The organism is Actinoallomurus sp. CA-142502, assembly GCF_050936355.1.
Classification (GTDB): domain Bacteria; phylum Actinomycetota; class Actinomycetes; order Streptosporangiales; family Streptosporangiaceae; genus Actinoallomurus; species Actinoallomurus iriomotensis.
Genome location: NZ_JBNJMY010000001.1, coordinates 8534753 through 8557371, shown reverse-complemented (window position 1 = coordinate 8557371; position 22619 = coordinate 8534753). Strand labels below are relative to the sequence as shown.

Here is a 22619-nt window from a genome sequence, read left to right as displayed (position 1 = left end):
ACCGGCCGCCTCCGGCGATGCTCGAAACAGGGAGCCTCGGAAAAGGCGAGGTAGGGGGCGCATGACAGATGACCGCGGATACCGGAATGTGGCCGTCGGGGACGCTGGGGCGGCTGCCGGACGCCAAGTGCGTCCTGGCCGTCGTGGCACGGCCAGGCGATGAGGCCTGTTATCTCGGCGCGGTGCTCGACGCCTTCCGCCGCGCCGGCAGCCAGGTGAGCGTGCTCGCGATCAGCCGCGGGGACGCGTCGCCGTACAACGACTCCATGGAGCGGCTCACCTCCGTCCGGCCGTTCGAGTTCGACGCCGCCGCGAGCGCGCTGCGGGCGTCGCACTGCATGCTCGCCGACTACCCGGAGGCCGAGCTGCGGCGGCTGCCGGTCGCCCGGCTCGCCGAACGGGTGATCCGGATGGTGCGCGAGTGGAACGTCGACCTCCTTCTCACCGTCGACGGGCGCCTCGGCGACCGCATCGCCGCCTGCGTGGCCTGCCACGCGGGCCGCGAACTCGCCGTTCCGGTGCTCGGCTGGACACTGCCGCACGACGTGGCCAAGGCCGTACGGGAGGCGACGGGGCTGTCGGTGACCGGGGACGCGGACCTGCGGATCGACTTCGAGCTGCGAGTCCGCCGGAACGCCCAGCAGTACGCGATGCGCGCCCACGGCAGCCAGGCGCGCGGCGACCGCACCCAGCTCGCCCGGCTGGCCGTCCAGGGCGACCGCGAATGGCTGCGCTGGCTGGTGCCCTGCGGGGACGTGCCGGAGCGAGGGCGCGCCTGATCGGCCTGGTGCGTCTTCCTCAGGCGGCGTGGCGGTGGCCGCCGACGTGGAGTTCGGACAGGTCCGTCACGACGACGTCCGCGCCGTGTTCGCGCAGCGCTCCGCCGCCCAGGCGATCGACGCCGACGACCAGGCCGAACCCGCCGCGCTTGGCGGCCATCAGGGCCGCCGGCGACTCCTCGATGACCGCGGTGTGACGCGGTTCGACGCCCAGTTGCAGCGCGGCCCGTACGAACAGCGCGGTGTCGGGGCAGAACGGAAGCCGCGTGCCGGGCGCGCGCAGGCCGTCCAGGACGATGTCGAACATGTCCACGACACCGGCGTTCCTCAGCACCTCGGTACCGTGCCGCTGCGTGCACACCGCCGCCGTGCGAAGACCGCGCCGGTGGGACTCCCGGATCAGCGTGACCGCGGAGGCGAACGGGCTCACCCCGTGCCGGTGAACCTCGCCGAGGAAGAACTCCTCGTGCCGGATCATCAGTCCCCGCAGATCGTCGTAGGGCAGGCAGATGTCACGGGAGGCGAGGAAGTCCCGTGCCCCCGCCAGCCGCGGCTTGCCGTGCGTGTAACGCAGAAAGTCGGCCCGGACGTCGAACGGCACGAAGACGGTCTCGTGGGTCGCCGCGTACGTGCGCAGGAAGGGGTCGAACACCGTCTTCCAGGCCCCCGCCGACGTACGCGCGCTGTCGATGACCACGCCGTCCACTCCGAAGATCACCGCTGTTATGTCGCCGCCGAGCTCACACTCCCCGGATCTCCTCTGCATGGCCCGCTCACCTCATTCCCCCCGCTGGGCCCGTTCCTTCAGTCTTCCCGTCACGCCGGGGCGGCGACCGTGCGGGGGCCGTGAATCTGGCCTGCTCACGGCGGCATCACCGCCGTGAGCGGCCACGACGCCGTCCGGCCGGCCAGGGTCCGTGCCGCGCGCGAGGTCAGCACTACGACGGCGACGTCATCGCCCAGCGACTGCCAGGCGGCGAGTACGGCCTCGGGCTCCTCGGCGGGGATGACGATCGCCCCCGCGAGACCGAACTCCAGGACCTTTCCGCTTTCCCCGATCACCGCGATCTTCGCCATTTTCCGCCTTCCCGAACGACGACTGCCGAACGACGACTGCCGGAGGAGGAGAGCGCCGGCGACGACGCGCCGATCGCGACGGACCGACAACACCGGCCGTCCCGGCCACCGGAGTCGGCCCGGAGCGGGAGGTCGTGTGATGTCGGCATGTGAACCATGGTCGGTCGTGATGACCGGTTCGGGGCAGGGCCGCACGGAAGTCGGTCAAGGGACCTTCGCCCCGGTTCGCCGTACGGACCCGCGCACCCCGCGCCGCCCCGCGGCCGACGGCCCGCCGAACCCCGGAGGACCTTGGCCCCGACTCCGGCATACCGCTCGCCGCCGCGTGCCCGAGGGCCTTCCGGGCGGAGGTGCGGGTAGCCGAGATGCCGCCCGCTCGCCGCCGCGCGTCCCGAGCGCCGGGGGGACCGGGCCGTTCCGCCGAGCGGCATTCGGATGCCGAGGCCGTAGCGGAGGATCAGGACGAGGTCGAGGACGGCGGCTTCGAGGTTGGCGAGGTCAGTGATCAGCCCGGCGCGGAACCCCGAGCCGTGTTGCTGCGCGGGGGCGGGGCCGGAAGGCAAGGCACCTTCGATCCCGGCGCGAAATCGACCTGCCCCCACCTCTGGGAGCCAGTCGGTCCGCCGGGGGTTCGGGCGGTCCGGCCGGACTTAGGTCCTGTCTGACAATTCGGTGTGGCGGAGCCACAGGATGAGGCTGGCCGGTAGCAGCCCTGCCCGGTAACGGCTGGCCGGCTTGTCGCAGCGGGCGGCGATGGCGCGGAACTGCTTGAGCTTGTTGAAGCGGCGTTCGATCATGTTCCGGCATTTGTACGCCTCGGCGTCGAAGGCGGTTGGCGATCTGGTCCTCGCGTTCGGGGATCACGCGAACGATCCGGCGGCGCGGGTAGTCGCGGATGCGGCGCTGGATCGTGCCTCGGCCCGGCTGTAAGAACCCCGCCGGACCACCCGGATCAACGTCGTGTCGCGTTGGACATCGACGGCTCGCGGTCCTTCGACGCGGGGCGTTCGCCGGGAGACACGGCGGGGTCGGGGCGGCGGGTGTTCGGCAGCAGCAGGGCGACCAGGACGGTCCCGGCGCCGAGGATGAGGCCGCCCACCAGGCTCGTGTGCGCGACCGCGTGGGCGAAGGCGTGGTCCGCCGCGTGTACCAGTGACGCCGCGCGTCCGGGGCCCGCGGTGGCGGTCACCTTCTCCGCCACGGTCAGCGTCCCGCCGATCGACTCCTCGGCCGCCTTCGCCGCGGCTGCGGGCAGCCGGCCGCCGATCGCCGTCGTCACGTCCGCTCGGTACGCGTCGGCCAGGACCGAGCCGAGGATGGCGATGCCGAGCGAGCCGCCGAGTTCGAGCGACGTGTCGTTCACCGCGCCGCCCACGCCGAGGCGTTCCTCGGGGAACGCGCCCATGATGGCGTCGGTGCAGGGGGAGACGCTGAGTCCGATCGCCACGCCGAGCAGCAGCAGCGAGGGCAGGAACGTGCCGTACCCGGATCCGTCGCCGACGCGGGTGAGCAGCAGGATGCCGGCCGTGCCCAGGGCCATGCCGAGCACCACCGTGACCTTCGTGCCGAGCCGCGGGGTGAGCACGCCCGTGACGGCGGCGCCCGCGAACACCGCGCCGGCCAGCGGCAGCAGCCGTACGCCGGTGGACAGCGGGCCGTAGCCCAGGACGAACTGCAGGTGCTGCGTCAGGTAGTAGATCGACCCGAACGCCGCGAGGAAGAACAGCGCGACCGCGAGGTTCGCCCCGCCGAACGTACGGTCGTGGAACCGGCGGACGTCCAGGATCGGGCGCGGGTGCCGCAGCTCCCACCAGACGAACGCGGCCAGACCGGCGCCGGCCACGACGGCGGCCGTGATCGCACCGGTGCCCCACCCGAACCGGGGCCCCTCGATGATCATGTAGACGAGCGCGGCCAGGAAGATCACCGACAGCAGGCCGCCGATGAGGTCGAGCCGTTCCCGGCCGCCCGCGCGGGACGGCGGTACGAGCACGAGCGCGGCGACCACGGCGACGGCCGCGACCGGGACGTTGATCAGGAACGTGAACCCCCACGAGTGGCTCTCGAGCAGCCACCCGGCCAGCAGCGGCCCGGCCGCGATGGCCAGGCCCGAGGTGGCGGTCCAGATGGTGATCGCCCGCGCCCGCTCCCGCCGGGGGAACGTCGCGCTCAGCAGCGACAGCGTCGCGGGCATGATCATCGCCGCGCCGACGCCCATCACCGCCCGGGCCGTGATCACTCCCGCCGTCTCATGGACCAGGCTGCCGGTCACCGAGCCGGCGGCGAACACCACGAGACCGGCCAGGAGCGCGCCACGGCGGCTGTACTTGTCGCCGATCGCGCCCATCACCAGCATCAACGCCGCGTACGGCACCGTGTAGGCGTCGATGACCCACTGCAGGTCGCTGCTGCTGAGGCCGAGGTCGCGCGTCATCGCCGGCGCCGCGACGAGCAGCGAGGTGTTGGCCATGACGATGATCAGCAGGCTCAGGCACAGCACGGCCAGCGCGGCCCACCGGCGGGAGTACGGCCGGTCCGTCCGATTCATGATCGCCCCTCCGATATGAGATCAATTTGCACACCACTGTGCAAGCTAGTCATCTGCACACCGGTGTGCAAGAATGTGGCTTGTGAAAGGAGTCACATGAGCGAGGCGAGGCGGACCGGCCGTGCCGAGGCCAACCGGCGGCACATCCTGGCCGTCGCCACGCGGGAGCTGATCCGCGACCCGGACGCGAGCATGGACGACATCGCCCGCGCCGCCGGCGTCGTGCGCCGCACCGTCTACGGCCACTTCCCGAGCCGTGAGGCGCTGATCGAGGGCATCGCCGACGAGGTCGCCCGGGAGGTCACCGACGCGCTGAGCCGGGCCACCACCGGCGTCACCTCGCCGGTCGATGCGCTCGTGGCCGCGACCACCGCGACCTGGGCGATCGGCGACCGCTACCGGCTGCTCATCTCCCTGGCCCAGCGCAACCTGACCGGCGGCGGCATCCGCGACCACCTGCGGCCCGCGCGCGAGGGGGTCGCCGGCCTGCTGGAGGAGGGCGCACGGCGCGGCGACTTCACCCGGCACCTGCCGCCGAGCGTGCTCGCCCACGCCCTCGAGTCGCTCATCCTCGGGCTCCTGCAGGCGGTCAACGACGGGCTGTGGCAGAGCGCGGACCCGGCCCGGGAGGTCGCCCGCACGTGCCTCATCGCCGCGGGCGTGCCCGCCGCCGACGCGGACGCGGCGGTGAACGGCCAGGCGAGGGCGGTAACGGCTTGACCGAAATGGTCATGGCCTGCCGTGGATGAACCGTCGACACGCGGAGTTCGTCGATGATCCTTTAATGTGCGTGCGTGCGCATTCCCCCCAGAAGACGGCTTTACCTCACCACGACCGTCGGCATCGCCTCCGTCGCCCTGGTGGCGATCTCCGGGGCCGAGGCGGGCGAGGCCGGTCCGTGGAAGCCCTGGTGGATCGTGCTCGGCGTGGTGATGAGCGTCGTCGGGGCGGCGGTCCCCGGCTATGAGCAGATCCGCAAGGAACGCCAGCGCAAGACCGCCGAGCAGGAGGCGATCGAGGCCGCCGTCGAGATGCGCGTCACGATCAACGACGCGCTCGACCCCATCGTGCGTCAGCTGGGGCGCATCGCGACCGCCGCGAACCGCCAGGAGCGGGGAAACCTGCGGGAGGCGACCATCCCCATGGTCCTCGACTCCGCGGCGCATCTGATCAAGGGCCGCCGCGTGCGGGCCTGCCTGTTCCGGCTCGAGGACGGCAGCCCGAAGAAGCTCGTGCCCGTCCAGTACGCCGGGCGCGCGGACGCGCCCCTGACGGTCTTCACCGAGGGCACGCCCGAGGGCGACTCCGTCTTCGCGATGATCCGCGACAACGAGCACGCGCACTCCGCCGACGTCGACCGTGACCCGCCGCCGGGCTGGGCCGGGTCGGCCGACCACGGCTACCGGTCCTTCGTCGCCGTGCCCGTCGTGGCCGGGCACACGCCGTACGGGATCCTCACCGTGGACGCCATGAACGTCGGGGGAGTGAGCCGGTCCGACATCCCGTTCGCACGGCTGCTGGCGGGCCTGCTCGCCGGCGCCCTCGCGTACGGGACGAACGAGGAGGGGATCCGGCGCCTCGTGCGTTGATTCGTTTGACCTTTCGTCCGGCGTTCCGGACACTGACGGAAGAAGGGGAGTGGGGGCCTATGCCAGGCGACATCGTGGTGCGGGACTCCGACGACAGGTCGGAGCGGATGATCAAGGATCCGGGCCGCTACTTCGCCGAGGCGCGCGAGCGTGCCGAACGCGAGGTCCGGCGCGAGGCCGAGGTGCGCAAGGACGCCGCCGGGCAGGACGAGCCGGGCGACTGACCCGCCCGAGGTGCGAAGGGCCCGTTTCGCGGGAAGGTCGTCAGTCACGAGCGGTTGACCGCCGGTGGCGACGACCCAGGGGGATCGCATGCGGGCCGATACGGACGTGCTCATCGTGGGCGGCGGGCCGACGGGCCTGATGCTGGCCGGCGACCTCGCCGCCGCCGGTGTCGCCTGCGCCGTCCTCGAACGCCGCGACCAGGAGTCCAACCTCACGCGCGCCTTCGGCGTGCACGCGCGCACCCTCGAACTGCTCGACGCGCGGGGACTCGCCGACGACCTCGTGGCGACCGGCGTGCCGGCGTCCGGCCTCGGCCCATTCGGCCTGCGCTTCTTCACGCTGCCGACCCGCTTCCCGTACGTCCTGATCACACCGCAGTACGAGACCGAGCGCGTGCTCGCCGACCGGGCGCGCGCGGCCGGCGCGGTGATCGTGCCGGGCGCCGATGTGGTGGCGCTGCGCCAGGACGCCGAGGGCGTCGACGTGACGGTGCGCGAGGCCGGCGGTGCGACGCGCACGCTGCGAGCCCACTACGCCGTGGGCGCCGACGGCGTGCACAGCACCGTACGCCGCGAGCTCGGCCTGCCGTTCCCCGGCCGCTCGGTGGTGCGCTCGGTGATGATCTGCGACGTCCGGCTCGCCGAGTCCCCGCCGGACACGGTGACGGCACGGGCCACCGGGGCGGGGTTCGTCTTCATCGCGCCGTTCGGCGACGGCTGGCACCGCGTCATCGCCTGGAACCGCCGCAACCAGCTCCCCGACACCGCCCCGGTCGACTTCGAGGAGGTCCGCCGGGTCACCCACGCGGTCCTCGGCACCGACCTGGGCATGCACGACCCGCGCTGGATCTCGCGGTTCCACAGCGACGAACGCCAGGTGCCGCGCTACCGCGACCGCCGGATCTTCCTCGCCGGGGACGCCGCCCACGTGCACTCGCCGGCCGGCGGCATGGGCATGAACACCGGCCTGCAGGACGCGGTCAACCTCGCCTGGAAGCTCAGCGCCGCGATCCAGGGCTGGGCGCCGGACGGGCTGCTGGACACCTATCACGACGAGCGGTATCCGGTCGGCCGGCGTGTCCTGCGCACGAGCGGCACCATCCTGCGCGCCGGGCTCCTGCGCCCGCGCGTCCTGCGCGCGCTCCGGGACACCGCCCTGCGGGTCGCGGCGGGCCTGCGCCCGGTCGCACGGCGCATGGCGGGCGCCGTCTCGATGATCGACCTGTCCTATCCGGCACCGCGCGGCGCGCATCCTCTCGTCGGCCGCCGCGCGCCGGACATCCCGCTGGCCGGCGACGCGCCGCGCCGGCTCTACCGCGCGCTGCGGCCGGGCCGCTTCCTGCTGGTCGTACCGCCCGGCACCGACGGCTCGGGGATCGCCGCCTGGCGCGACCGGGTCGACCTGGTCACCGCGGGCGGGCCGACGCGCACGACCGTCCTCGTACGGCCCGACGGGTACATCGCCTGGGCCGCGGAGGGGCCCGACGCACGGTCGGGCGTACGCGCGGCGCTACGTCAGTGGTGCGGTCCGGCCACGGGCCGGGTCGCGCACTGACGCCTCATCCCTCGTCCGAGCGTTCGTCGCCGGGCAGCGGCTCGTGGTGCGTCTCCTTGGTGGCGTCGTAACGCCGACCGACCGACTCGGCGGCGCGGTCGGACAGTTCCGACGCGTCGGGAGTGGTGTCGTTCCGGTCCTCCTGCTCCTTGGGCGCCTGGTCGTCGCGCCCGGCCTCGGTCTCCATCGGATCGCCTCCTCGTGGGTCGTCGTTCGTCACGTTCCGGCCCTACCCAAACGGGAACGGTTCGATCATCCGCGGCCTCCCGGCCCGATAGGTTCGACCCGTGAGCGGGGGAGGGGCGACGGCGTGGGAGGCGGAGCGGACCGTCTCGGCGGAACGCGCGGCCGACCTCATCGGCGCGCGGTTCCCCCGCCTGCGCGGCGCGACCGTCGAGGCGCTGGCCACCGGCTGGGACAACACCGTGTTCCTCGTCGGCGGAGAGTGGATCTTCCGGTTCCCGCGCCGTTCGGTCGCGCTTCCCGGCGTGCGGCGGGAGCTCGCCGTGCTGCCCCGGCTGGCCCCGCGGCTGCCGCTGCCCGTACCCGTGCCGGAGTTCGCCGGGCCGCCGTCGCCGGAGTTCCCGTGGCCGTTCTGGGGGGCCCGGCGCGTACCCGGCCGTGAGCTGGCGGAGGCGGGCCTGCCCGACGGCGCGCGGACCGCCGCGGCGGCCGGTCTCGGCGCGTTCCTGCGCGCCCTGCACGACCCCGGGCTGGTCTCCGGCCTGGAGGGCGAACTGCCGCGCGACCCGCTGAGCCGCGCCGAGCCGTCCGTACGCGCCCCGATGGCGCGCGAGCGGCTGGCCCGGCTCGCCGCCGCGGGCGTCTGGGCGCCCGACCCGGCGGTCGAACGCCTCCTGCGCGACGGCGAGCGGCTCGGGACGCCCACCGCCCCGGTCGTGGTCTCCCACGGCGACCTGCACATTCGTCACCTGCTCGTGGATCCGGAGAGTGGGGAGGCGGCCGGCGTCATCGACTGGGGCGACCTGTGCGCCGCCGACCCCGCCGTCGACCTGTCGCTGGCCTACGGCGGCTTCGCCGGCCCGGCCCGTACGGCCCTGCTGTCGGCGTACGGGCCGGTCGGTGCGGAGCGGGAACTGCGGGCGCGGGTGCTCGCGGTGTTCCTGTGCGCGGCCCTGGCCGAGTACGCCGCCGACACCGGACGCGAGCGGCTGCTGGCCGAGGCGCTCGCGGGCCTCGGCCGTGCGGTCGCGGACTGATCCCTAGAACTCGGAGCGCTGCTCTCGTTTCGTTGCGATGCTCTGTTACTGTCGAGGGATGAACGCGAGCCGTACGGCACGGGAACGGGTGCGCGCCGAGCTCATGGCGGAGATCACCGACATCGCCCGCAAGCACCTGGCCAAGGACGGCGCGGCGGGGCTGTCCCTGCGGGCCGTCGCCCGCGAGATGGGGATGGTCTCCTCGGCGATCTACCGCTACTACCCGAGCCGCGACGATCTGCTGACCGCCCTGATCATCGACGGCTACAACGCCGTGGGCGGGGCGGTGAGGGAGGCCGAGGCCGCCCGCGACCGGGCGGACTTCATGGGGCGCTGGCTCGCGCTCTGCCACGGCCTGCGCGACTGGGCCCTCGCGCATCCCCACGAGTACGCGCTGCTGTACGGCTCGCCCGTGCCCGGCTACCGCGCGCCGGAGGACACCATCGCCCCGGCGTCGACGTCCGCGGAGGTCTTCGGCCGGCTGGTCGGCGACGCCTTCCGCGCGGGCGTGCTGGACCCGCCGGGCGGCTACCCGCCGGTGCCGGAGTCGATGGCCGCCGACGCCGCCAGGATCAGGGACGCGATCATGCCCGGCGTTCCCGGCGACGTCATCGCCCGCGCGGCCACCGTCTGGCCGGGGCTGTTCGGCGCGGTCAGCTTCGAGCTGTTCGGGCAGTACGCGAACGTCGTCTCCGACCTGACCGCGGTCTTCGACTACGCGATGCGGGGCCTGGGCCGGTCCATCGGCCTGCCGGAGTAGGACCGGAACAGAAAAGGCGCGGGGCCGGGTGCGATGAGTCGCACCCGGCCCCGCGTCCTTCGTACGGGTCGTGCCCTACCTGAAGGACCGCAGGTACGCGGCGGTCGGGCTGCCCACACCGGTGCCTCGGTCATAGCCGGGGACGGCGCTCAGGGCGTCCTGCGCCGGGATGCCCTTGTTCCCGGAGGTGACGAGGATGTACTTCAGCGGACCGGTCGCCGCGTACGGGTCGGTGTAGTTCGTCCGGACGTACGCGACCGGGTTGTTCTTGCCGAGCGGCGTGTCGGTCACGTCGTGGTACGCCTTCGTGCCCGCCCGCAGGTAGATCGCCGGGTTGGCGAAGCCGATCGGCAGCCGGCCCTGGGCCTGCTGAGCCAGCGCCTGCAGACCGGCGATGACCGGGCAGGAGAGGCTCGTGCCGCCGACGCGGCTCTCGGTGTAACCGAACGAGCCGTCCGGACGCTGGTTCCACTCCGGGTACCGGACGCCGGTGCCGGAGTCGCCCACCGCGGAGATGTCCGGGATGGTACGCATCGGCTGCTTGGCGGTCGTACCGTCCGGCAGCGCGGTGCTCTGCGACCTGGGCACGGCGCCGCGCTGGTAGCCCGGCTGGGTGAACAGGTCGCTCGTACCGCCACCGCCACCGGCGGAGTAGGTCGTCGGGTAGCTGCCGGGCGGCGGGTAGCTCCAGCTCTTGCCGTCCGCCGCGAGGTTGTCGTACTGGACGTTCCAGTGCGTCTCGAACTCGTAGTTGTCGCTCTTGCCGACCGCGAGGGTCGTACCGCCGACCGCGGTCACCCACGGGTCGGAGACGGGCAGGTCGGCCTGGCGCCTCGTCGAGCCGGCGTCGCCGTACCGGGCCTGGCACGGGGTGCCGGGCACCTCGTAGCCGCAGTCACCGGTGGAGAAGTAGAAGCCGATGCCCTCGATCGCACCCTGCTTGAAGATGGACTCTTCGGCCTGGATCATCGCCTGGGTGTAGTGCTCCGCCAGGTCGCCCCACGAGTTGCTGACGATGTCGGCGAGGTGGTTGTCGACGATGTTCGCGAGCGCGTCGTCGAGGCCGTCGGCGCAGTTCTGGGCGCCGACGTACACGACGTTGGCCTTGGGCGCCAGGTCGTGCACGGCGGTGACGTCCAGCGCCTCCTCGCCGTACCAGCCGGCCGCGCCGCACTCGTCGACGAGGTCGAAGGTCGGCGGCAGCACCTCACGGTACTGGCCCTTGGCGAACGCCGGGCTGCCGTACTTCTTGGCGAACTGGTTGGAGACCTCTTCCATCTTCGGCGCGGCGTAGGCGTCGACGATCGCGACCGTCGCGCCCTTGCCGGTCAGCCCGCTCGCGGTCGAGCCGTACGCGCCGCGCAGCTGCTGGGGGAGGAGACCGCACATCGCCCGCGACTGGTGCTTGCCGTACGCGGTCGGCTTGTCCGTCGCGACCTTCTCGTTCCAGTACTTGGCGCAGGGCTCGGCGACGTTGTAGTTCGGCTCCGGCGGCGGCAGCGTGTCGTCGTGCGTGCGCAGGTGCTTGCCGGTGTCCAGCCCGGTCACCGTGAGAACCGAGGACGCCAGCGCATCGGGCACCGTGGCGTTGCTCTCCGGCGCGCGGGCGACCGTGCCCTGAGCCGCGTAGTCGCGGAACTCGGTGCCGAACGCCTTCGTCGCCTTGTCCACGTGACCGGTCACGTGGAGGTAGTGGCTGTTCGAGCCGGCGAGGTCGACGTACAGGCCCGAGCTGCGGATCCACGAGGTGACAGCGTCGATCTGCTGCCGGCTCGCCCCGAAGCGCTGGTTGAACTGCTGCGGGGTGAGGTACTTGCCGTACAGCGCGTTACCCGGAGTGGAGACGGCCAGGGCGTACGCGTCGAGTCCCTTGGGGTCGCGGCCGGTAAGCCAGACCTTGACGTCGACTCGCTGATTGCTGTCGGTCTTGCCGCGGTCGACAGAGGAGGAAGCCCAGGTCGGCTTGGTCCCCGCCACCGTGTGCCGGTCGCTCGCCTGCGCTGTGCCGGTAGCCGCGAAGGTCGCCGCGACGAGCGGCAGAGCCACGGCTGCGGCTGTCAGAGCGCGACGGCGTCGTCCGTCTCGTGACATCCACCAGTCCTTTCGTCAGCGGCGCGTAAGGCCGCGACGAGAGGATTTCGGTGCTCCTATGGTGAAGCAATAGTCGTTATGAAAAAGATGCAAAAATCGGGAACTTAGGGCCAGAAGTGGACATCTCGGTGTGAGCTTCCGCACGGAACGGCCGGGTCATTTTTCCGTCATATCGATTGACGGCAGAGGAGAAACGGTTCACGCCGCCACGGCCCCGGGGGCGCGGCGGCGTGAACCGGGTACGAAAAGACCTTCCTTCAGCCGTTCGGCTTGTCGGTGACCGTCGAACCGAGGCGACCGAGGCTGCGGCCCGCGATCCGTACGGCGCCCTCCGGGGACAGGCGTACGCCGCGCCAGGCCGCGCGGGCCGAGGCCGGGGCGACGATCATGGCCTGGTTCTTCTCCACGCCGCGCAGCACGTCGCGGGCCAGCGCCTCGGGGGTGTAGAGGCGTCGTTGCACCTTCAGTGCCGCCTCTCGGGCATGGGTTCCCGCCTCAGTGGCCGGCAGGTCAGGGTTGGCGTTGTCGAGCAGGGGGGTGTCCACGAAGCCGGGGCACACCACGCTCACCCGTACGCCCCTCGGCGCCGCCTCGGCGCGGAGGGCGAGGCTCAGGCCGACCACCGCGTGCTTGGTCGTGGTGTACGGCAGCATCAGCGGCGCCGGCACCAGGCCCGCGAGCGAGGCGGTGTTCACGATGTGCCCGTGTCCTTGCTTCAGCAGGATCGGGTACGCCGCGTGCACCCCGTGGATGACGCCGCGCAGGTTCACATCGAGGGTCTTGTTCCAGTGGTCGAGGGTGAGCTCGTCGGTACGGCCGCCGACCGCGATGCCGGCGTTGTTGAAGACCAGGTCGAGCCGGCCGTGCCGTTCGGCGACGTCCCGGTACAGCGCGGCGACCTGCTCGGCGTCGGTGACGTCGAGCGCGGCGGCCTCGGCCGTGCCCCGCTCGGACAGGCGGGCGGCGACGCTCTCCGCGCGTTCCTTGTCGAGGTCGGCGACGACGACGCTGTCGCCGCGCAGGACGAGACCGGTCGCGATGGCACGGCCGATGCCGGAGGCGCCACCGGTGATGACGGCGATGCGGGTCACTTGGCCGCCTTCCCGGTCTTCTGCGCCTTCTTCTGCGGCTCGTCCCAGAGGCCGACGGCCTGCCAGAGCCGGCGGCTGAAGCCGTCGACCATGCCGATCTCGGCGGCGAGATCGCGGACCTTGGCGACGCAGTTCTTCATCTCGCCGTTCCAGGCGTCGTTCTTGCTGTACGCCTCGCGGATGACGTCCTTGGGGATGTTGAAGTGGCGGACCATCGTGCCGGGCGGCGCGAGCATGATGCGCGCCATCAGGCCGAGGATCAGCGGGGACAGCACGCTGAGCGCCTTCCGCCGTACCGGGTTGATGCGCGGCACCCGGTGCTTGAGGTAGTGCCGGGCGAAGGAGATGTGCCGCGCCTCCTCCGCGATGTGGATGCGCAGGATCTTCTCCTGGAGCGGGTGCTTGACCTGGCCGCCCTTGATCGTCTGCCGCTGGAAGTAGTCGATCGGATCCTCGCCGCCGAGCACGAACACGAAGAACAGCTCGGTGGAGATCCGGGGGATGTGCGGCGCGACCTGCGCGATGATGTCGAGGCTCCGGGGCATGCCCTTGATCGGCATCTCCGTACGGTTGACGAACTCCTGGAACATCATCGCGTGATGGCATTCCTCGGTCGTCTCGTGCAGGACGTACCGGAACTCGGGGGAGCCGTTCGGCAGCTTGTACGCGTAGGCGAGCAGGCCGCGCTTCAGCAGGTTCTCGAACTGCAGGCCGATCTTCATCATCGTCGCGACGCGCCACAGCCCGATCTGCGCCTGGACGTGCTCCGGCTGGCTGCGGTACCACTCCGTGGCGCCGAGCCGGTCGATCGGCGGGAGGATCCAGCGGGGGTCGTTCGGGTCGACCTTGAAGTCGGGGTCGTCCCAGGGGATGTCGGCGTACGCCTCCCAGTGCTTGTCCACGGAGGCCTTCGACAGCCGCTGGATGACGCCGACGTAGGCCTTGCGGTCCGCGACCTTCTCGCGGACTTCCTCGTCCAGCGTCGTGCTCGTCGGGTTGGGCATGATCACTCCCCTGTTTCGGCCGGAATGAGCAGACGGGCGAAGCTCTTGAGCTGTGTCAGTACGGCCGCCTGGTGTCCGTGGGCGTCGTCGTCCAGGGAGTTCTGCAGCGTCAGGCCGATCAGCGTGGCGAACAGGGTGCGGATCACCGTGCTCGCCGCCTCGGGGTCCAGCGACGTGGGGAACAGCCGGTGGAACGTCTCCAGGATCACCTGCACCACGCGCTCGTTGATGTCGAGGCTGAGCCCCCGCAGGGTCTCGTCGGTCCGCGCGGCCATGGCGAGTTCCATGAGCGCGAGCGAGGGCGCCTGCCGGAAGGTGTCCCAGAGCAGGTCGAGCGCCCCTTCGACGTTGCGGCGGTCGTCGGGCAGGTCGGCGAACGCACGCTCGTACGCGAGGCGCTGCCGTTCGAGGAGATGTTCGAGGGCGGCGGCGACGAGCAGCATCTTGGTGGGGTAGTGGTGCTGCTGCGCTCCGCGCGACACACCCGCGCGCCGGGCGACCTCGGTGGTCGACGTACCGGACCAGCCGAGCTCGGCGAGACACTCCATGGTGGCGTCGAGCAGGCGTCCCTGGGTCTCGGCTCGCCGCTCCTCCTGCGTACGGGAGGCCGCGTGCCGGTGGTGGCCGTGGCGACGGCGACTGCTGACTGACACGCCTTCGACGGTAGGCGCGACAAAACATGCAATCAAGCCTGCTTGTATGTTGCCCGGGTCACAATTGGACGCGGAGTCCAAGATCCACAGGCCCCCGAGCCTCAGCCGTTGGCCAGGGCGCGGTCGAGGAGGGGGAGCAGGCGGTCCCAGTGGCGCTGGAGCCCGGAAGGGTTGAAGGCGTCGGTGTCGGCCATGGTGAAGCCGTGGACCGTGCCGGGATAGATCTCGGAGGTGTAGTCGATGCTTGCGGCATCCAGGGCCTGGTTCAGCTCGCCGAGGGCCTCGGGCGTGATGTCGGTTTCGGCGTGGCCGAAGTGGACCTGGGCGGTGAGCGTGGAGAGGCCGTCGGGCCCGACGGCGCCCACGGGGCCGTGGAATCCGGCGACGGCGGCCACCTGGCCGGGGTGGGCTGCGGCGGTGCGTACCGCCAGGAGGCCGCCTATGCAGTAGCCGGTCACCGCGACCGGTCCGGCGCCGACCTCGGGCTGGGTGGTGAGGAACCTGAGGTAGGCGTCGGCGTCGCTCAGGATCCGTTCGGTGGTGTGCGCCTCGATCAAGGGCATCAGCTGGGCGAAGATCGCGGGCCGGGCCTCTTCTCCGATGTGTTCGGGAAGTTCGATCACCGGTGCCGGGCCGTGCCGGTAGAAGAAGTTGGGGACGAGTACGTAGTACCCGTGCCCGGCCAGTTCGCGGGCCATCTCCCGCAGTACGGGCCGGATGCCGAAGCCGTCCGCGTACATCAACACCCCTGGGCGCCGGCCGCCACCGTCGGGGAAGGCGGCGAAGGCGTCGGCCTGGCCGTCGTTGGTGGGAATCCGCACAGTCTTGGTGGGCATGACCTCTCCTGTCGTGGTTGATGTGTCGAGCCTGTGATCAACACGACGGAGGCGGGGCCCGCGCGACTGCGCGAGATCCTCGATCGAACGGCGGGCCCGCACCGGCCCGTGCGGCGCTCAGGAGGGCACCGGGTCGCCAATCCGTGTGTGGCGCGATGCCGTCCCGGTAATCATCGCCGTACAGCGTAGCCCACCGGAGTCCTCATCGACCTGACCTGGCGCCGACACTCATCGATACCGGTTCAACGCCGCCCGGCGGGGCGCGAAGCCCTGGGGACAAATCGCGTTATTCGTAATGGCCGGATCGCGCGCAATAAGGAAGACGTTCGAAGCTGTTGATTTCTCCGTCGAGAACGAATCTTTCGGGCTAGATTCGGTCGCGCTGGAAGCGATTGATAACGATGGGGGCTGCCATGGTGGTCGGCAAAGATCTTGTGAACCCGAAGTTCTCTCTTTGGCACTTCCTGGCCTGGCAGCTACGGTACGAGCGCCAGCGACGCGGTCTCTCGCTCAACCAGATGGGGAAAATCATCAGCGCCGCCCCATCGACCGTCTCCAACATCGAGGCCGGCCGCCGGAAAATCGACGACCGGCAGGCCCGGACCCTCGACCAAACGTGGGAATCCGGTTTTCTCTTCCAGCTCCTGCTCTGGTACGCGCGCACCGCCCACGACCCGGACTGGTTCCGCCAGTACAGCCACTACGAAGCCAAGGCCCTGGCAATCAAGATCTACCACGGCCAGGCGATTCCCGGCCCGCTGCAGACCGACGACTACATCCGCGCGCTGCTGGAGAAGAATGATCCGAGAAACTTCGACACGGCGGTGGCCGAACGGATCGCTCGTAAGGGGGGCATCTTCGGCCGGGAGGATCCGCCATACCTCTGGGCGCTGATGGACGAGAGCGTCCTGGCACTTCCCGTGGGCGGCGCGAAGGTCATGAAGGAGCAGCTGGAGCACCTGCTCCACCTTTCCCGCCTGCCTTACGTGAGCGTGCGGATCGTTCCCACCTCATCTGGGCCTCACCTCGGCATCGACGGTCCGTTCCAGGTCATCAGCTTGGAGGGGCGGGACGTGGCCTATTCCGGAGCCCAGAACGGTGGCCGCCTGATCGAGGGGACCGGCGAGGTCAAGGAGTTCGCAGTAAAATTCGATCGTATCGGCGCGAAAGCCGCATCCGAGGATGGCTCACGCGCCATCATCGAGCAGTATCTGGAGAGATACACGTGATCCCCCAATGGCGTAAGAGTTCCCGCAGCGGCGGCATCAGTGACCAGGCCTGCGTCGAGGTGGCGCGGGTTTCCGGCGCGACCCGGCTCCGCCGCGACGAGGGCGTGTCCTCCCCGACCTCCGGGGCGTCCGGCGCGCGGGTCGACGACCTGCGGCAGGCTTCGGATGGCTAGGCTCACCGAGGGCCAGATCGCCGACGAGGAGCTGCGCGGATGGGCCTACCTGCTCGGTGGCCTGCAGACCCGCATCCACACCGGTGACTTCGCGGCCGGGCTCGCGGTCGTCAACGCCATCGGCGCGGCGGCCGAGGAGATGAACCACCACCCCGACCTCGACCTGCGCTATCCCCACGTCGACGTCCGTCTGACCAGTCACGACGAGCACGGGGTCACCGACCGCGACGTCCGGCTCGCCCGCACGATCTCCTCGATCGCGGCCGGCGCGGGCGCGCGGCTGGACTCCGCGAACGTCTCGCGGCTCGAACTCGCCCTCGACACCCCGGCACGCGAGAAGGTCCTCCCATTCTGGGCGGCGGTGCTGGCGATGGAGCATCGGTCCGAGCCCGAGTTCGGCGACGAGCTGCACGACCCGGCCGACGCCCTGCCGACCGTCTGGTTCCAGGCGTCCGGTGGCGAGGAACCCCGCCAGCGCTGGCACCCGGACATCTGGGTCGATCTCGCCCAGGTTCAGCCGCGCATCGACGCCGCGCTCGCCGCCGGCGGCACGCTGGTCAGCGATGAGGAGGCGCCGCGCTTCTGGGTCCTCGCCGACTCCGAGGGCAACCGGGTCTGCCTGTGCACCTCGCAGGACCGCGACTGACCCGGACGTACCGGAAGCCGGGCCGTACGGCTCCGGAACGGCGGGGCGGCGCGGTGTCGATAACCTGATGCCCGTCGCCCGACGGGCCCGTTAGGGTTGTCGCCATGCAGGTCAGCCAGTCGGACAAGCTCGCCAACGTCCTCTACGACATCCGTGGGCCGGTGCTCAAGCGCGCCATGCAGATGGAGGCCGAGGGGCACCAGATCCTCAAGCTGCACATCGGGAACCCGGCTCCGTTCGGGTTCGAGGCTCCGGACGAGATCCTCCAGGACGTCATCCGCAACCTGCCGGTGGCCCACGGCTACAGCGACTCGAAGGGCATCCTGCCCGCCCGGCGCGCCGTGGTGCAGCACTACGAGCAGCAGGGGTTCGCGGGCCTCGACGTCGAGGACGTCTACCTCGGCAACGGCGTGTCCGAGCTGATCGTGATGGCGATGCAGGCGCTGCTCAACAACGGCGACCAGGTGCTCATCCCGGCACCGGACTACCCGCTCTGGACGGCCGCGGTGTCGCTCGGCGGCGGTACGCCCGTCCATTACCTCTGCGACGAGAACAACGGCTGGATGCCCGACCTCGCCGACATCGAGGCGAAGATCACCCCGGCCACCAAGGCCATCGTGATCATCAACCCGAACAACCCGACCGGCGCCGTCTACTCCAAAGAGCTGCTCGAAGGCATCGCCGAACTCGCGCGCCGCGAAGGGCTGCTGATCCTCGCCGACGAGATCTACGACCGCATCCTGTTCGACGACGCGAAGCACTTCTCGATCGCGCCGCTCGCGCCCGACCTGCCGTCGCTGACCTTCTCCGGGCTGTCCAAGGCGTACCGGGTCTGCGGCTTCCGCTCCGGCTGGATGGTGGTCTCCGGCCCCAAGGAGCACGCCGAGTCCTACATCGAGGGCCTGAACATGCTGGCCAACATGCGCCTGTGCCCGAACGTCCCGGGCCAGCACGCGATCCAGGCGGCCCTCGGCGGCTACCAGAGCATCAACGACCTGGTCCTGCCCGGCGGGCGCCTGCGCGAACAACGCGACCGCGCCGTCCGCCTGCTCAACGAGATCCCCGGCGTGAGCTGCGTGAAGCCGGCCGGCGCCCTCTACGTCTTCCCTCGGCTCGACTCGACCATCTATCCGATCGAGGACGACGAACGCTTCGTCCTCGACCTGCTGGAGAGCCAGCAGATCCTCGTCGTCCAGGGCACCGGCTTCAACTGGCCCACCCCCGACCACCTGCGCATCGTCACTCTGCAGCACGCCGACGACCTGGAGGAGGCGATCGGCCGGCTGGGGGAGTTCCTGGCCACCCGCCGCGCGTGAGGCGGGCACGTCAGCCGAAGGGGTGCGTGAGCTCCCCGCCCTTCCATTCGAAGGGATTCCCGACGACCTTGCCCTCGTTGTAAAAAGTGATCTTGGACCAGGTCTCCGGATGCTTGCTGATCTGGTAGAGCTCCCAGTCCGTGAACCCCGCGCCGTTGCCGATGTTCCCCCGGTTCTTCTCCACCCGTAGGAACGCCTCATAAGGGTCGTCCACGCCGGTCATATTGAACGACACCTTCGTCTTGGGGTCCTTCAAGAGGTGGAGAACGGTCTCTTCATTGCTGCCGTGCCACCAGTCGGCCGGCTTGTTGAAGAAGTTGTGAGCGCCGACTTTCTCGGAGAACGGTTCCAGCAGTGGTCTTCCCGTGAACATCTGGTGCTTGAGCCCGAGGGCGAAGTGACGTTCGGGCTCGCAGGGCGCCAGTCCGAGGGGGTCGATCCGCAGCGTGGGGTTGACGGCGTAGGCGTACGGATCGGGCGCGGGGGCGAGGCCGAGCGGGTCCGGACTCTGGTAGCGGCCTCCGGCCGGGTCGTAATAGCGCTGGAAGTTGTAGTGGAGACCGGTCTCCGCGTCGTGGTACTGCCCGGGAAAGCGGAGCGGGCAGTCGACGGTGCCCCCGGCGACGGGAGCGCCCCACAGCGTGGTCCGGAGCCGCCCGGCGACGGCGCCGTCGCCGGTGACGAACTCGGTGGGCGTGCCGATCAGGTCGGTGACGATCGCATGGAACCGCTGGTCGATCCGCTCCACGCCGTCGGTCAGGACGCCTTCGGTCTGGGTCAGCGGGCGGAAGGTCTCCGGCTCGTAGTCCCAGGTGGTGACGTGCCCGCTCTGGACCTGTTCGGCGAGGACGGCGCCGTCCCACACGAAGTCGGTCTGTTCCTCGACGGCGCGGCCGTCGCGGGTGAGGAGCTGTTTGGCGACACGCCGGCCGAGCGCGTCGTAGCGGTACCGCCACCGCCTCCCGCCCGGGGTGGTGACGGCGGTCAGGCGGTCGTCGGCGTCCCAGACGTACTCCCAGGTCAGCGACTTACCCGACGGCGTGACCTGCCGCCGGACCACCACACGTCCCTGCTCGTCGTAGGAGTAGTGAGTCCGCCCGGCACGCCGGACGCGGACGCCGACGTGCTCCCGCGGACCCGCCGCGTCATGGTCGGTGCCGGTGTCGGCCCCGGTGATGTTCCCGGCCGGGTCGTAGGCATAGCGCTCGCGCCGGCCGTCCCCGTGAACGGCCGTCACCCGGCCAGCGACGTCCAGATCGAAACTCGCCGGCCCGGCGAGCCGGTCGGCGACGCCGACGAGCGCGCCGTCCGCCCGGTAACGGTAGACGCGATGCTGCGACGGCCGGTCGCCGCCGGTCCTCCAGAGAGTCTGGGAACCCAACCGGCCGTCGGCGTTCCACCACTGGGCGAACACGGCGTTGCCGCCGATCCGGCGTTCGACCTCCCGGCCCGCCGCGTCGTGGGCGAAACCGATCGTCTGGCCCGCCGTCCGCAGGACGGTGGGCCGGCCGCCGCCGTCGTATCGCCAGACCGCCTCGGCGCCGTACGGGGTGCGGCGGCGGACCCGGCGTCCCATCAGGTCATAGACGCTGGTCAGCGTGCGTCCGTTGCAGGTCTCGCCGATGACCCGGCCGAGGCGGTCGCGGTCGAACCGCACGTCCGCGTCGGGGTTGACGGCCCGGATGAGCCGGCCGGCGGGATCGTAGGTGAAGGTGGCGACGGTGTCCCCGCTGCGCTGCTCGACCACGTTGTCGAACACATCGTGCGTGTAGTGGGTGGCCTGCCCGGCGCCGTTGACCCGGGTGGTGACCCGGCCGGCGCCATCGTGGGCGTACGAGACGGTGCGTCCGTTGAAGTCGGTCTCGCGCACCAGGTCACCGGAGCCGTTGTACTCATAGCGCCAGACCAGGCCGATGGGGTTCGTGACCGCGACGAGCCGGAGTTCGGTGTCGTAGGCGAACTCCAGGCGGGCGCCGTCCGGCCCGATGCGGGCGACCGGCTGGTCGAACGGGCCGTACGCGGTGCGGGTGAGGTGGCCTTCGGCGTCGCGGTACTCGACGCAGTTGCCCTCGGCGTCGTACTGCCAGCGTTCCGTCGCGCCGCCGGGCAGTGTGCGCCATGCCGGTCTGCCCTCGAGGGTCCAGCCGAACCGCGTCACGCCGCCGGTCGCGTCCTCGATCGCGGTCACGCGGCCGAAGGCGTCCCGGCGTATCCGCGTCGTCGCGCCGCCGGGATCGGTGGCCGCCACGGCGAGTCCGGCGGCATCGAGGGTCACTCGCGTGGTGCGGCCGAGAGCGTCCGTGATCGCCGTCACATGACCGCGATCGTCGTACGAACAGCGGGTGACGGCGTCCTGGGGGTCGATGATGGCGCTCACGTTGCCCCGGTCGTCGAATTCCTGCCGCCAGACCGCCCCGTTCGCCTCGACGCACTCGACGGGACGGCCGAACTCGTCATACCGGGCGGAAAGCCGTCGTTCGCCCGGTCCGATGATCGAGGTCAGGTTGCCCCGGTCGTCGTAGGCGTACCTCGTGGTGCGTCCCAGCGGGTCCGTACGGGCCACCAGGCGGTCCTGATCGTCCCATTCGGACACCGTACGGCGGCCGAGCGGATCGACCTCCGCGACGACCTGACGTGACTCGTTGAAATGGAACGTCGTCGGGTGGCCGAGCGAGTCCGTCACGGTCGTGGCCGAGCCGTCCTCGGCGTAGCCGAGGGTGACGTTCAGCAGTCCGTCCGAGCCCTCGGCCCGGACGGCTCGCCCTCGCTCGTCGTAGGCGTAGCGGTACCAGAAGCCGTTGCGGTCCACCCAGCCGGCGAGGCGTCCCGCGTCGTCGTAGGCGAAGCGCAGGGGAGCGCCCGAGGAGTTGATCACCTCGCTGAGACGGCCGGCGTCGTCATAGCGATAGCGGACCAGCAGGGGCCCGTCCGCGTGCCCCGTGACCAGCCGTAGCGCGGCGACCCGACCGCCGTCCATGGCGACCGCGATCCGGTATCCGCCTGAATGCCGTACCTCGGACAGCAGACCGTCGTCGTCGTGGACGAGTTCGATGCGGTGCCCGTTCCGATCGGCGATCGAGGTCAGGGGAAGTACCGTCCCCGTCCGGCCGCTGAAATGCCATTCCCGGCCGGTCGGCGGATCGGTGATCGTGTAGGCACCGTCACCCGTCTTGCGCAACGGCCATCGTGGACCCGAGTCGGGCAGGACCCGCGTTCCCTCCGCCGGCGGAGGGTAGGTCAGCACCATCCCGTCGGCGGACGCGAAGCACACGCCGTCGGCGTCGATCTCCAGCCGCTGGTCGAGCGTTGACGCCCATGCCACTCCGAACAGGCCGTCAATGCGCGAGGAGGACAGGTACGTCCGCTCGAGTACCAGAGGCAGCGCGCCGGCCAGTTCCACATCGATCTGCCGCAGGATCACCTCTCCGCTGGCGACGTCGATGGGATCCTTGGTGAGGACGCGGGACGCGTAGGTCCGTGCCTTTCCCGCACCGCCCCGGCCGGCGCGGAGCGCCCGAGTCAGCCGTGTCCCGCCCTTTGTGTCATCGGCTGCCAGCCGTGAGACCGGGCCTTTGAAAAGGCGCGCCAGTCCTCCGAACAGGCCCAGCCGTGCACCGGCCGCGACGACACCGGATCCAGCACTCAAGTCTCGGTCACCGACCCGATCTGAGAATGACAACGAGCATTGGCCAGAATCCCGTCACCGTGGACGATTGCGGACGAAACACCGCCCGACTCATCGGCTTTCTGCCGAAATGGAATGTGACGGGAGCCGGATTTTATCCTGCTCATCGCTCCTTCGACAATGGCGGCCTCGACGCAGAGGGT

General features: G+C 70.8%; 22 protein-coding genes. 11 read left to right on the top strand and 11 right to left on the bottom strand.

Annotation, left to right across the window (positions count from 1 at the left end):
- Nucleotides 1-68 precede the first annotated feature (68 nt).
- Nucleotides 69-779, top strand: coding sequence for a PIG-L family deacetylase (locus tag ACQEV1_RS39920; protein ID WP_285627871.1), 711 nt, complete (start codon nt 69-71; stop codon nt 777-779).
- Nucleotides 780-798: 19 nt separating this feature from the next.
- On the opposite strand, the gene ACQEV1_RS39915 is transcribed toward ACQEV1_RS39920, so the two are convergent.
- The 4 genes from ACQEV1_RS39915 to ACQEV1_RS39900 all read right to left on the bottom strand — a co-directional run bounded on the left by ACQEV1_RS39915 (nt 799) and on the right by ACQEV1_RS39900 (nt 4404).
- Entirely contained in the window at nt 799-1545 is a 747-nt protein-coding gene (locus ACQEV1_RS39915; RefSeq protein ID WP_285627874.1) for an HAD family hydrolase, read from the bottom strand.
- Nucleotides 1546-1640: 95 nt separating this feature from the next.
- Entirely contained in the window at nt 1641-1856 is a 216-nt protein-coding gene (locus tag ACQEV1_RS39910; protein ID WP_285627877.1) for a V-type ATP synthase subunit F, read from the bottom strand.
- Nucleotides 1857-2506: 650 nt separating this feature from the next.
- Nucleotides 2507-2653, bottom strand: a complete 147-nt coding sequence (locus tag ACQEV1_RS39905; RefSeq protein WP_433401651.1) for a hypothetical protein — start codon at nt 2651-2653, stop codon at nt 2507-2509.
- Between the two features lie 155 nt (nt 2654-2808).
- Nucleotides 2809-4404, bottom strand: coding sequence for an MFS transporter (locus tag ACQEV1_RS39900; protein ID WP_433401649.1), 1596 nt, complete (start codon nt 4402-4404; stop codon nt 2809-2811).
- 96 nt (nt 4405-4500) lie between these two features.
- Between ACQEV1_RS39900 and ACQEV1_RS39895 the strand changes: the two genes are divergently transcribed.
- From ACQEV1_RS39895 to ACQEV1_RS39880, 4 genes are all read left to right on the top strand, one after another.
- The gene (locus ACQEV1_RS39895; protein WP_433401647.1) at nt 4501-5124 is read left to right on the top strand and encodes a TetR/AcrR family transcriptional regulator; all 624 of its coding nucleotides are present in this window, start codon (nt 4501-4503) and stop codon (nt 5122-5124) included.
- A gap of 74 nt (nt 5125-5198) precedes the next feature.
- Complete coding sequence (locus tag ACQEV1_RS39890) at nt 5199-5993, top strand: GAF domain-containing protein (protein ID WP_285580377.1); 795 nt, start codon at nt 5199-5201, stop codon at nt 5991-5993.
- Nucleotides 5994-6052: 59 nt separating this feature from the next.
- Nucleotides 6053-6217 carry a hypothetical protein gene (locus tag ACQEV1_RS39885; protein WP_285627884.1) on the top strand — a complete coding sequence of 55 codons (165 nt, stop codon included), beginning with the start codon at nt 6053-6055 and terminating at the stop codon, nt 6215-6217.
- An 88-nt stretch (nt 6218-6305) separates the two neighbouring features.
- On the top strand, nt 6306-7772 hold the full coding sequence (locus ACQEV1_RS39880) for an FAD-dependent monooxygenase (RefSeq protein ID WP_433401644.1): 1467 nt from the start codon (nt 6306-6308) through the stop codon (nt 7770-7772).
- 4 nt (nt 7773-7776) lie between these two features.
- On the opposite strand, the gene ACQEV1_RS39875 is transcribed toward ACQEV1_RS39880, so the two are convergent.
- On the bottom strand, nt 7777-7959 hold the full coding sequence (locus tag ACQEV1_RS39875) for a hypothetical protein (protein ID WP_285627888.1): 183 nt from the start codon (nt 7957-7959) through the stop codon (nt 7777-7779).
- Nucleotides 7960-8059: 100 nt separating this feature from the next.
- On the opposite strand from ACQEV1_RS39875, the gene ACQEV1_RS39870 reads away from it, so the two are divergent.
- Nucleotides 8060-8992: a phosphotransferase gene (locus ACQEV1_RS39870; RefSeq protein ID WP_433401642.1), complete on the top strand. Its 933-nt coding sequence runs from the start codon at nt 8060-8062 to the stop codon at nt 8990-8992.
- A 58-nt stretch (nt 8993-9050) separates the two neighbouring features.
- Nucleotides 9051-9752, top strand: a complete 702-nt coding sequence (locus ACQEV1_RS39865; RefSeq protein ID WP_433401640.1) for a TetR/AcrR family transcriptional regulator — start codon at nt 9051-9053, stop codon at nt 9750-9752.
- A 75-nt stretch (nt 9753-9827) separates the two neighbouring features.
- On the opposite strand, the gene ACQEV1_RS39860 is transcribed toward ACQEV1_RS39865, so the two are convergent.
- The 5 genes from ACQEV1_RS39860 to ACQEV1_RS39840 form a co-directional block, all read right to left on the bottom strand.
- Nucleotides 9828-11798 (bottom strand): S53 family peptidase, encoded by a 1971-nt coding sequence (locus ACQEV1_RS39860; RefSeq protein ID WP_285627895.1) that lies wholly within the window; start codon nt 11796-11798, stop codon nt 9828-9830.
- 302 nt (nt 11799-12100) lie between these two features.
- A complete protein-coding gene (locus ACQEV1_RS39855; RefSeq protein WP_433401637.1) occupies nt 12101-12934 on the bottom strand; it encodes an SDR family NAD(P)-dependent oxidoreductase in 834 nt (277 codons plus the stop codon).
- Entirely contained in the window at nt 12931-13938 is a 1008-nt protein-coding gene (locus tag ACQEV1_RS39850) for an AurF N-oxygenase family protein (protein WP_285627899.1), read from the bottom strand. The genes ACQEV1_RS39855 and ACQEV1_RS39850 overlap by 4 nt, the downstream gene beginning before the upstream one ends.
- A 2-nt stretch (nt 13939-13940) precedes the next feature.
- Entirely contained in the window at nt 13941-14591 is a 651-nt protein-coding gene (locus ACQEV1_RS39845) for a TetR/AcrR family transcriptional regulator (RefSeq protein ID WP_285627901.1), read from the bottom strand.
- A 101-nt stretch (nt 14592-14692) separates the two neighbouring features.
- Nucleotides 14693-15427, bottom strand: coding sequence for a dienelactone hydrolase family protein (locus tag ACQEV1_RS39840; protein ID WP_433401634.1), 735 nt, complete (start codon nt 15425-15427; stop codon nt 14693-14695).
- Nucleotides 15428-15840: 413 nt separating this feature from the next.
- Here ACQEV1_RS39840 and ACQEV1_RS39835 point away from each other — a divergent pair, with 413 nt between their 5' ends.
- From ACQEV1_RS39835 to ACQEV1_RS39820, 4 genes are all read left to right on the top strand, one after another.
- The gene (locus ACQEV1_RS39835) at nt 15841-16656 is read left to right on the top strand and encodes a helix-turn-helix domain-containing protein (protein ID WP_285627905.1); all 816 of its coding nucleotides are present in this window, start codon (nt 15841-15843) and stop codon (nt 16654-16656) included.
- Nucleotides 16653-16829, top strand: coding sequence for a DUF397 domain-containing protein (locus ACQEV1_RS39830; RefSeq protein WP_433401632.1), 177 nt, complete (start codon nt 16653-16655; stop codon nt 16827-16829). The genes ACQEV1_RS39835 and ACQEV1_RS39830 overlap by 4 nt, the downstream gene beginning before the upstream one ends.
- Nucleotides 16822-17475: a 4a-hydroxytetrahydrobiopterin dehydratase gene (locus tag ACQEV1_RS39825; RefSeq protein WP_433401630.1), complete on the top strand. Its 654-nt coding sequence runs from the start codon at nt 16822-16824 to the stop codon at nt 17473-17475. The genes ACQEV1_RS39830 and ACQEV1_RS39825 overlap by 8 nt, the downstream gene beginning before the upstream one ends.
- A gap of 104 nt (nt 17476-17579) precedes the next feature.
- Complete coding sequence (locus ACQEV1_RS39820) at nt 17580-18791, top strand: pyridoxal phosphate-dependent aminotransferase (RefSeq protein ID WP_285627911.1); 1212 nt, start codon at nt 17580-17582, stop codon at nt 18789-18791.
- A gap of 10 nt (nt 18792-18801) precedes the next feature.
- Here ACQEV1_RS39820 and ACQEV1_RS39815 read toward each other — a convergent pair whose 3' ends face one another.
- The gene (locus ACQEV1_RS39815; protein ID WP_433401627.1) at nt 18802-22437 is read right to left on the bottom strand and encodes a DUF6531 domain-containing protein; all 3636 of its coding nucleotides are present in this window, start codon (nt 22435-22437) and stop codon (nt 18802-18804) included.
- Between the last annotated feature and the right edge of the window lie 182 nt (nt 22438-22619).

What these genes read in the sequence shown, in the direction of transcription:
- ACQEV1_RS39865 (WP_433401640.1), top strand. Translation starts at nt 9,051, where the DNA reads ATGAACGCGAGCCGTACGGCACGGGAACGGGTGCGCGCCGAGCTCATG.
- ACQEV1_RS39850 (WP_285627899.1), bottom strand. Translation starts at nt 13,938, where the DNA reads ATGCCCAACCCGACGAGCACGACGCTGGACGAGGAAGTCCGCGAGAAG.
- ACQEV1_RS39920 (WP_285627871.1), top strand. Translation starts at nt 69, where the DNA reads ATGACCGCGGATACCGGAATGTGGCCGTCGGGGACGCTGGGGCGGCTG.
- ACQEV1_RS39820 (WP_285627911.1), top strand. Translation starts at nt 17,580, where the DNA reads ATGCAGGTCAGCCAGTCGGACAAGCTCGCCAACGTCCTCTACGACATC.
- ACQEV1_RS39885 (WP_285627884.1), top strand. Translation starts at nt 6,053, where the DNA reads ATGCCAGGCGACATCGTGGTGCGGGACTCCGACGACAGGTCGGAGCGG.
- ACQEV1_RS39840 (WP_433401634.1), bottom strand. Translation starts at nt 15,427, where the DNA reads ATGCCCACCAAGACTGTGCGGATTCCCACCAACGACGGCCAGGCCGAC.
- ACQEV1_RS39900 (WP_433401649.1), bottom strand. Translation starts at nt 4,404, where the DNA reads ATGAATCGGACGGACCGGCCGTACTCCCGCCGGTGGGCCGCGCTGGCC.
- ACQEV1_RS39880 (WP_433401644.1), top strand. Translation starts at nt 6,306, where the DNA reads ATGCGGGCCGATACGGACGTGCTCATCGTGGGCGGCGGGCCGACGGGC.
- ACQEV1_RS39915 (WP_285627874.1), bottom strand. Translation starts at nt 1,545, where the DNA reads ATGCAGAGGAGATCCGGGGAGTGTGAGCTCGGCGGCGACATAACAGCG.
- ACQEV1_RS39875 (WP_285627888.1), bottom strand. Translation starts at nt 7,959, where the DNA reads ATGGAGACCGAGGCCGGGCGCGACGACCAGGCGCCCAAGGAGCAGGAG.
- ACQEV1_RS39835 (WP_285627905.1), top strand. Translation starts at nt 15,841, where the DNA reads ATGGTGGTCGGCAAAGATCTTGTGAACCCGAAGTTCTCTCTTTGGCAC.
- ACQEV1_RS39905 (WP_433401651.1), bottom strand. Translation starts at nt 2,653, where the DNA reads ATGATCGAACGCCGCTTCAACAAGCTCAAGCAGTTCCGCGCCATCGCC.
- ACQEV1_RS39825 (WP_433401630.1), top strand. Translation starts at nt 16,822, where the DNA reads ATGGCTAGGCTCACCGAGGGCCAGATCGCCGACGAGGAGCTGCGCGGA.
- ACQEV1_RS39910 (WP_285627877.1), bottom strand. Translation starts at nt 1,856, where the DNA reads ATGGCGAAGATCGCGGTGATCGGGGAAAGCGGAAAGGTCCTGGAGTTC.
- ACQEV1_RS39895 (WP_433401647.1), top strand. Translation starts at nt 4,501, where the DNA reads ATGAGCGAGGCGAGGCGGACCGGCCGTGCCGAGGCCAACCGGCGGCAC.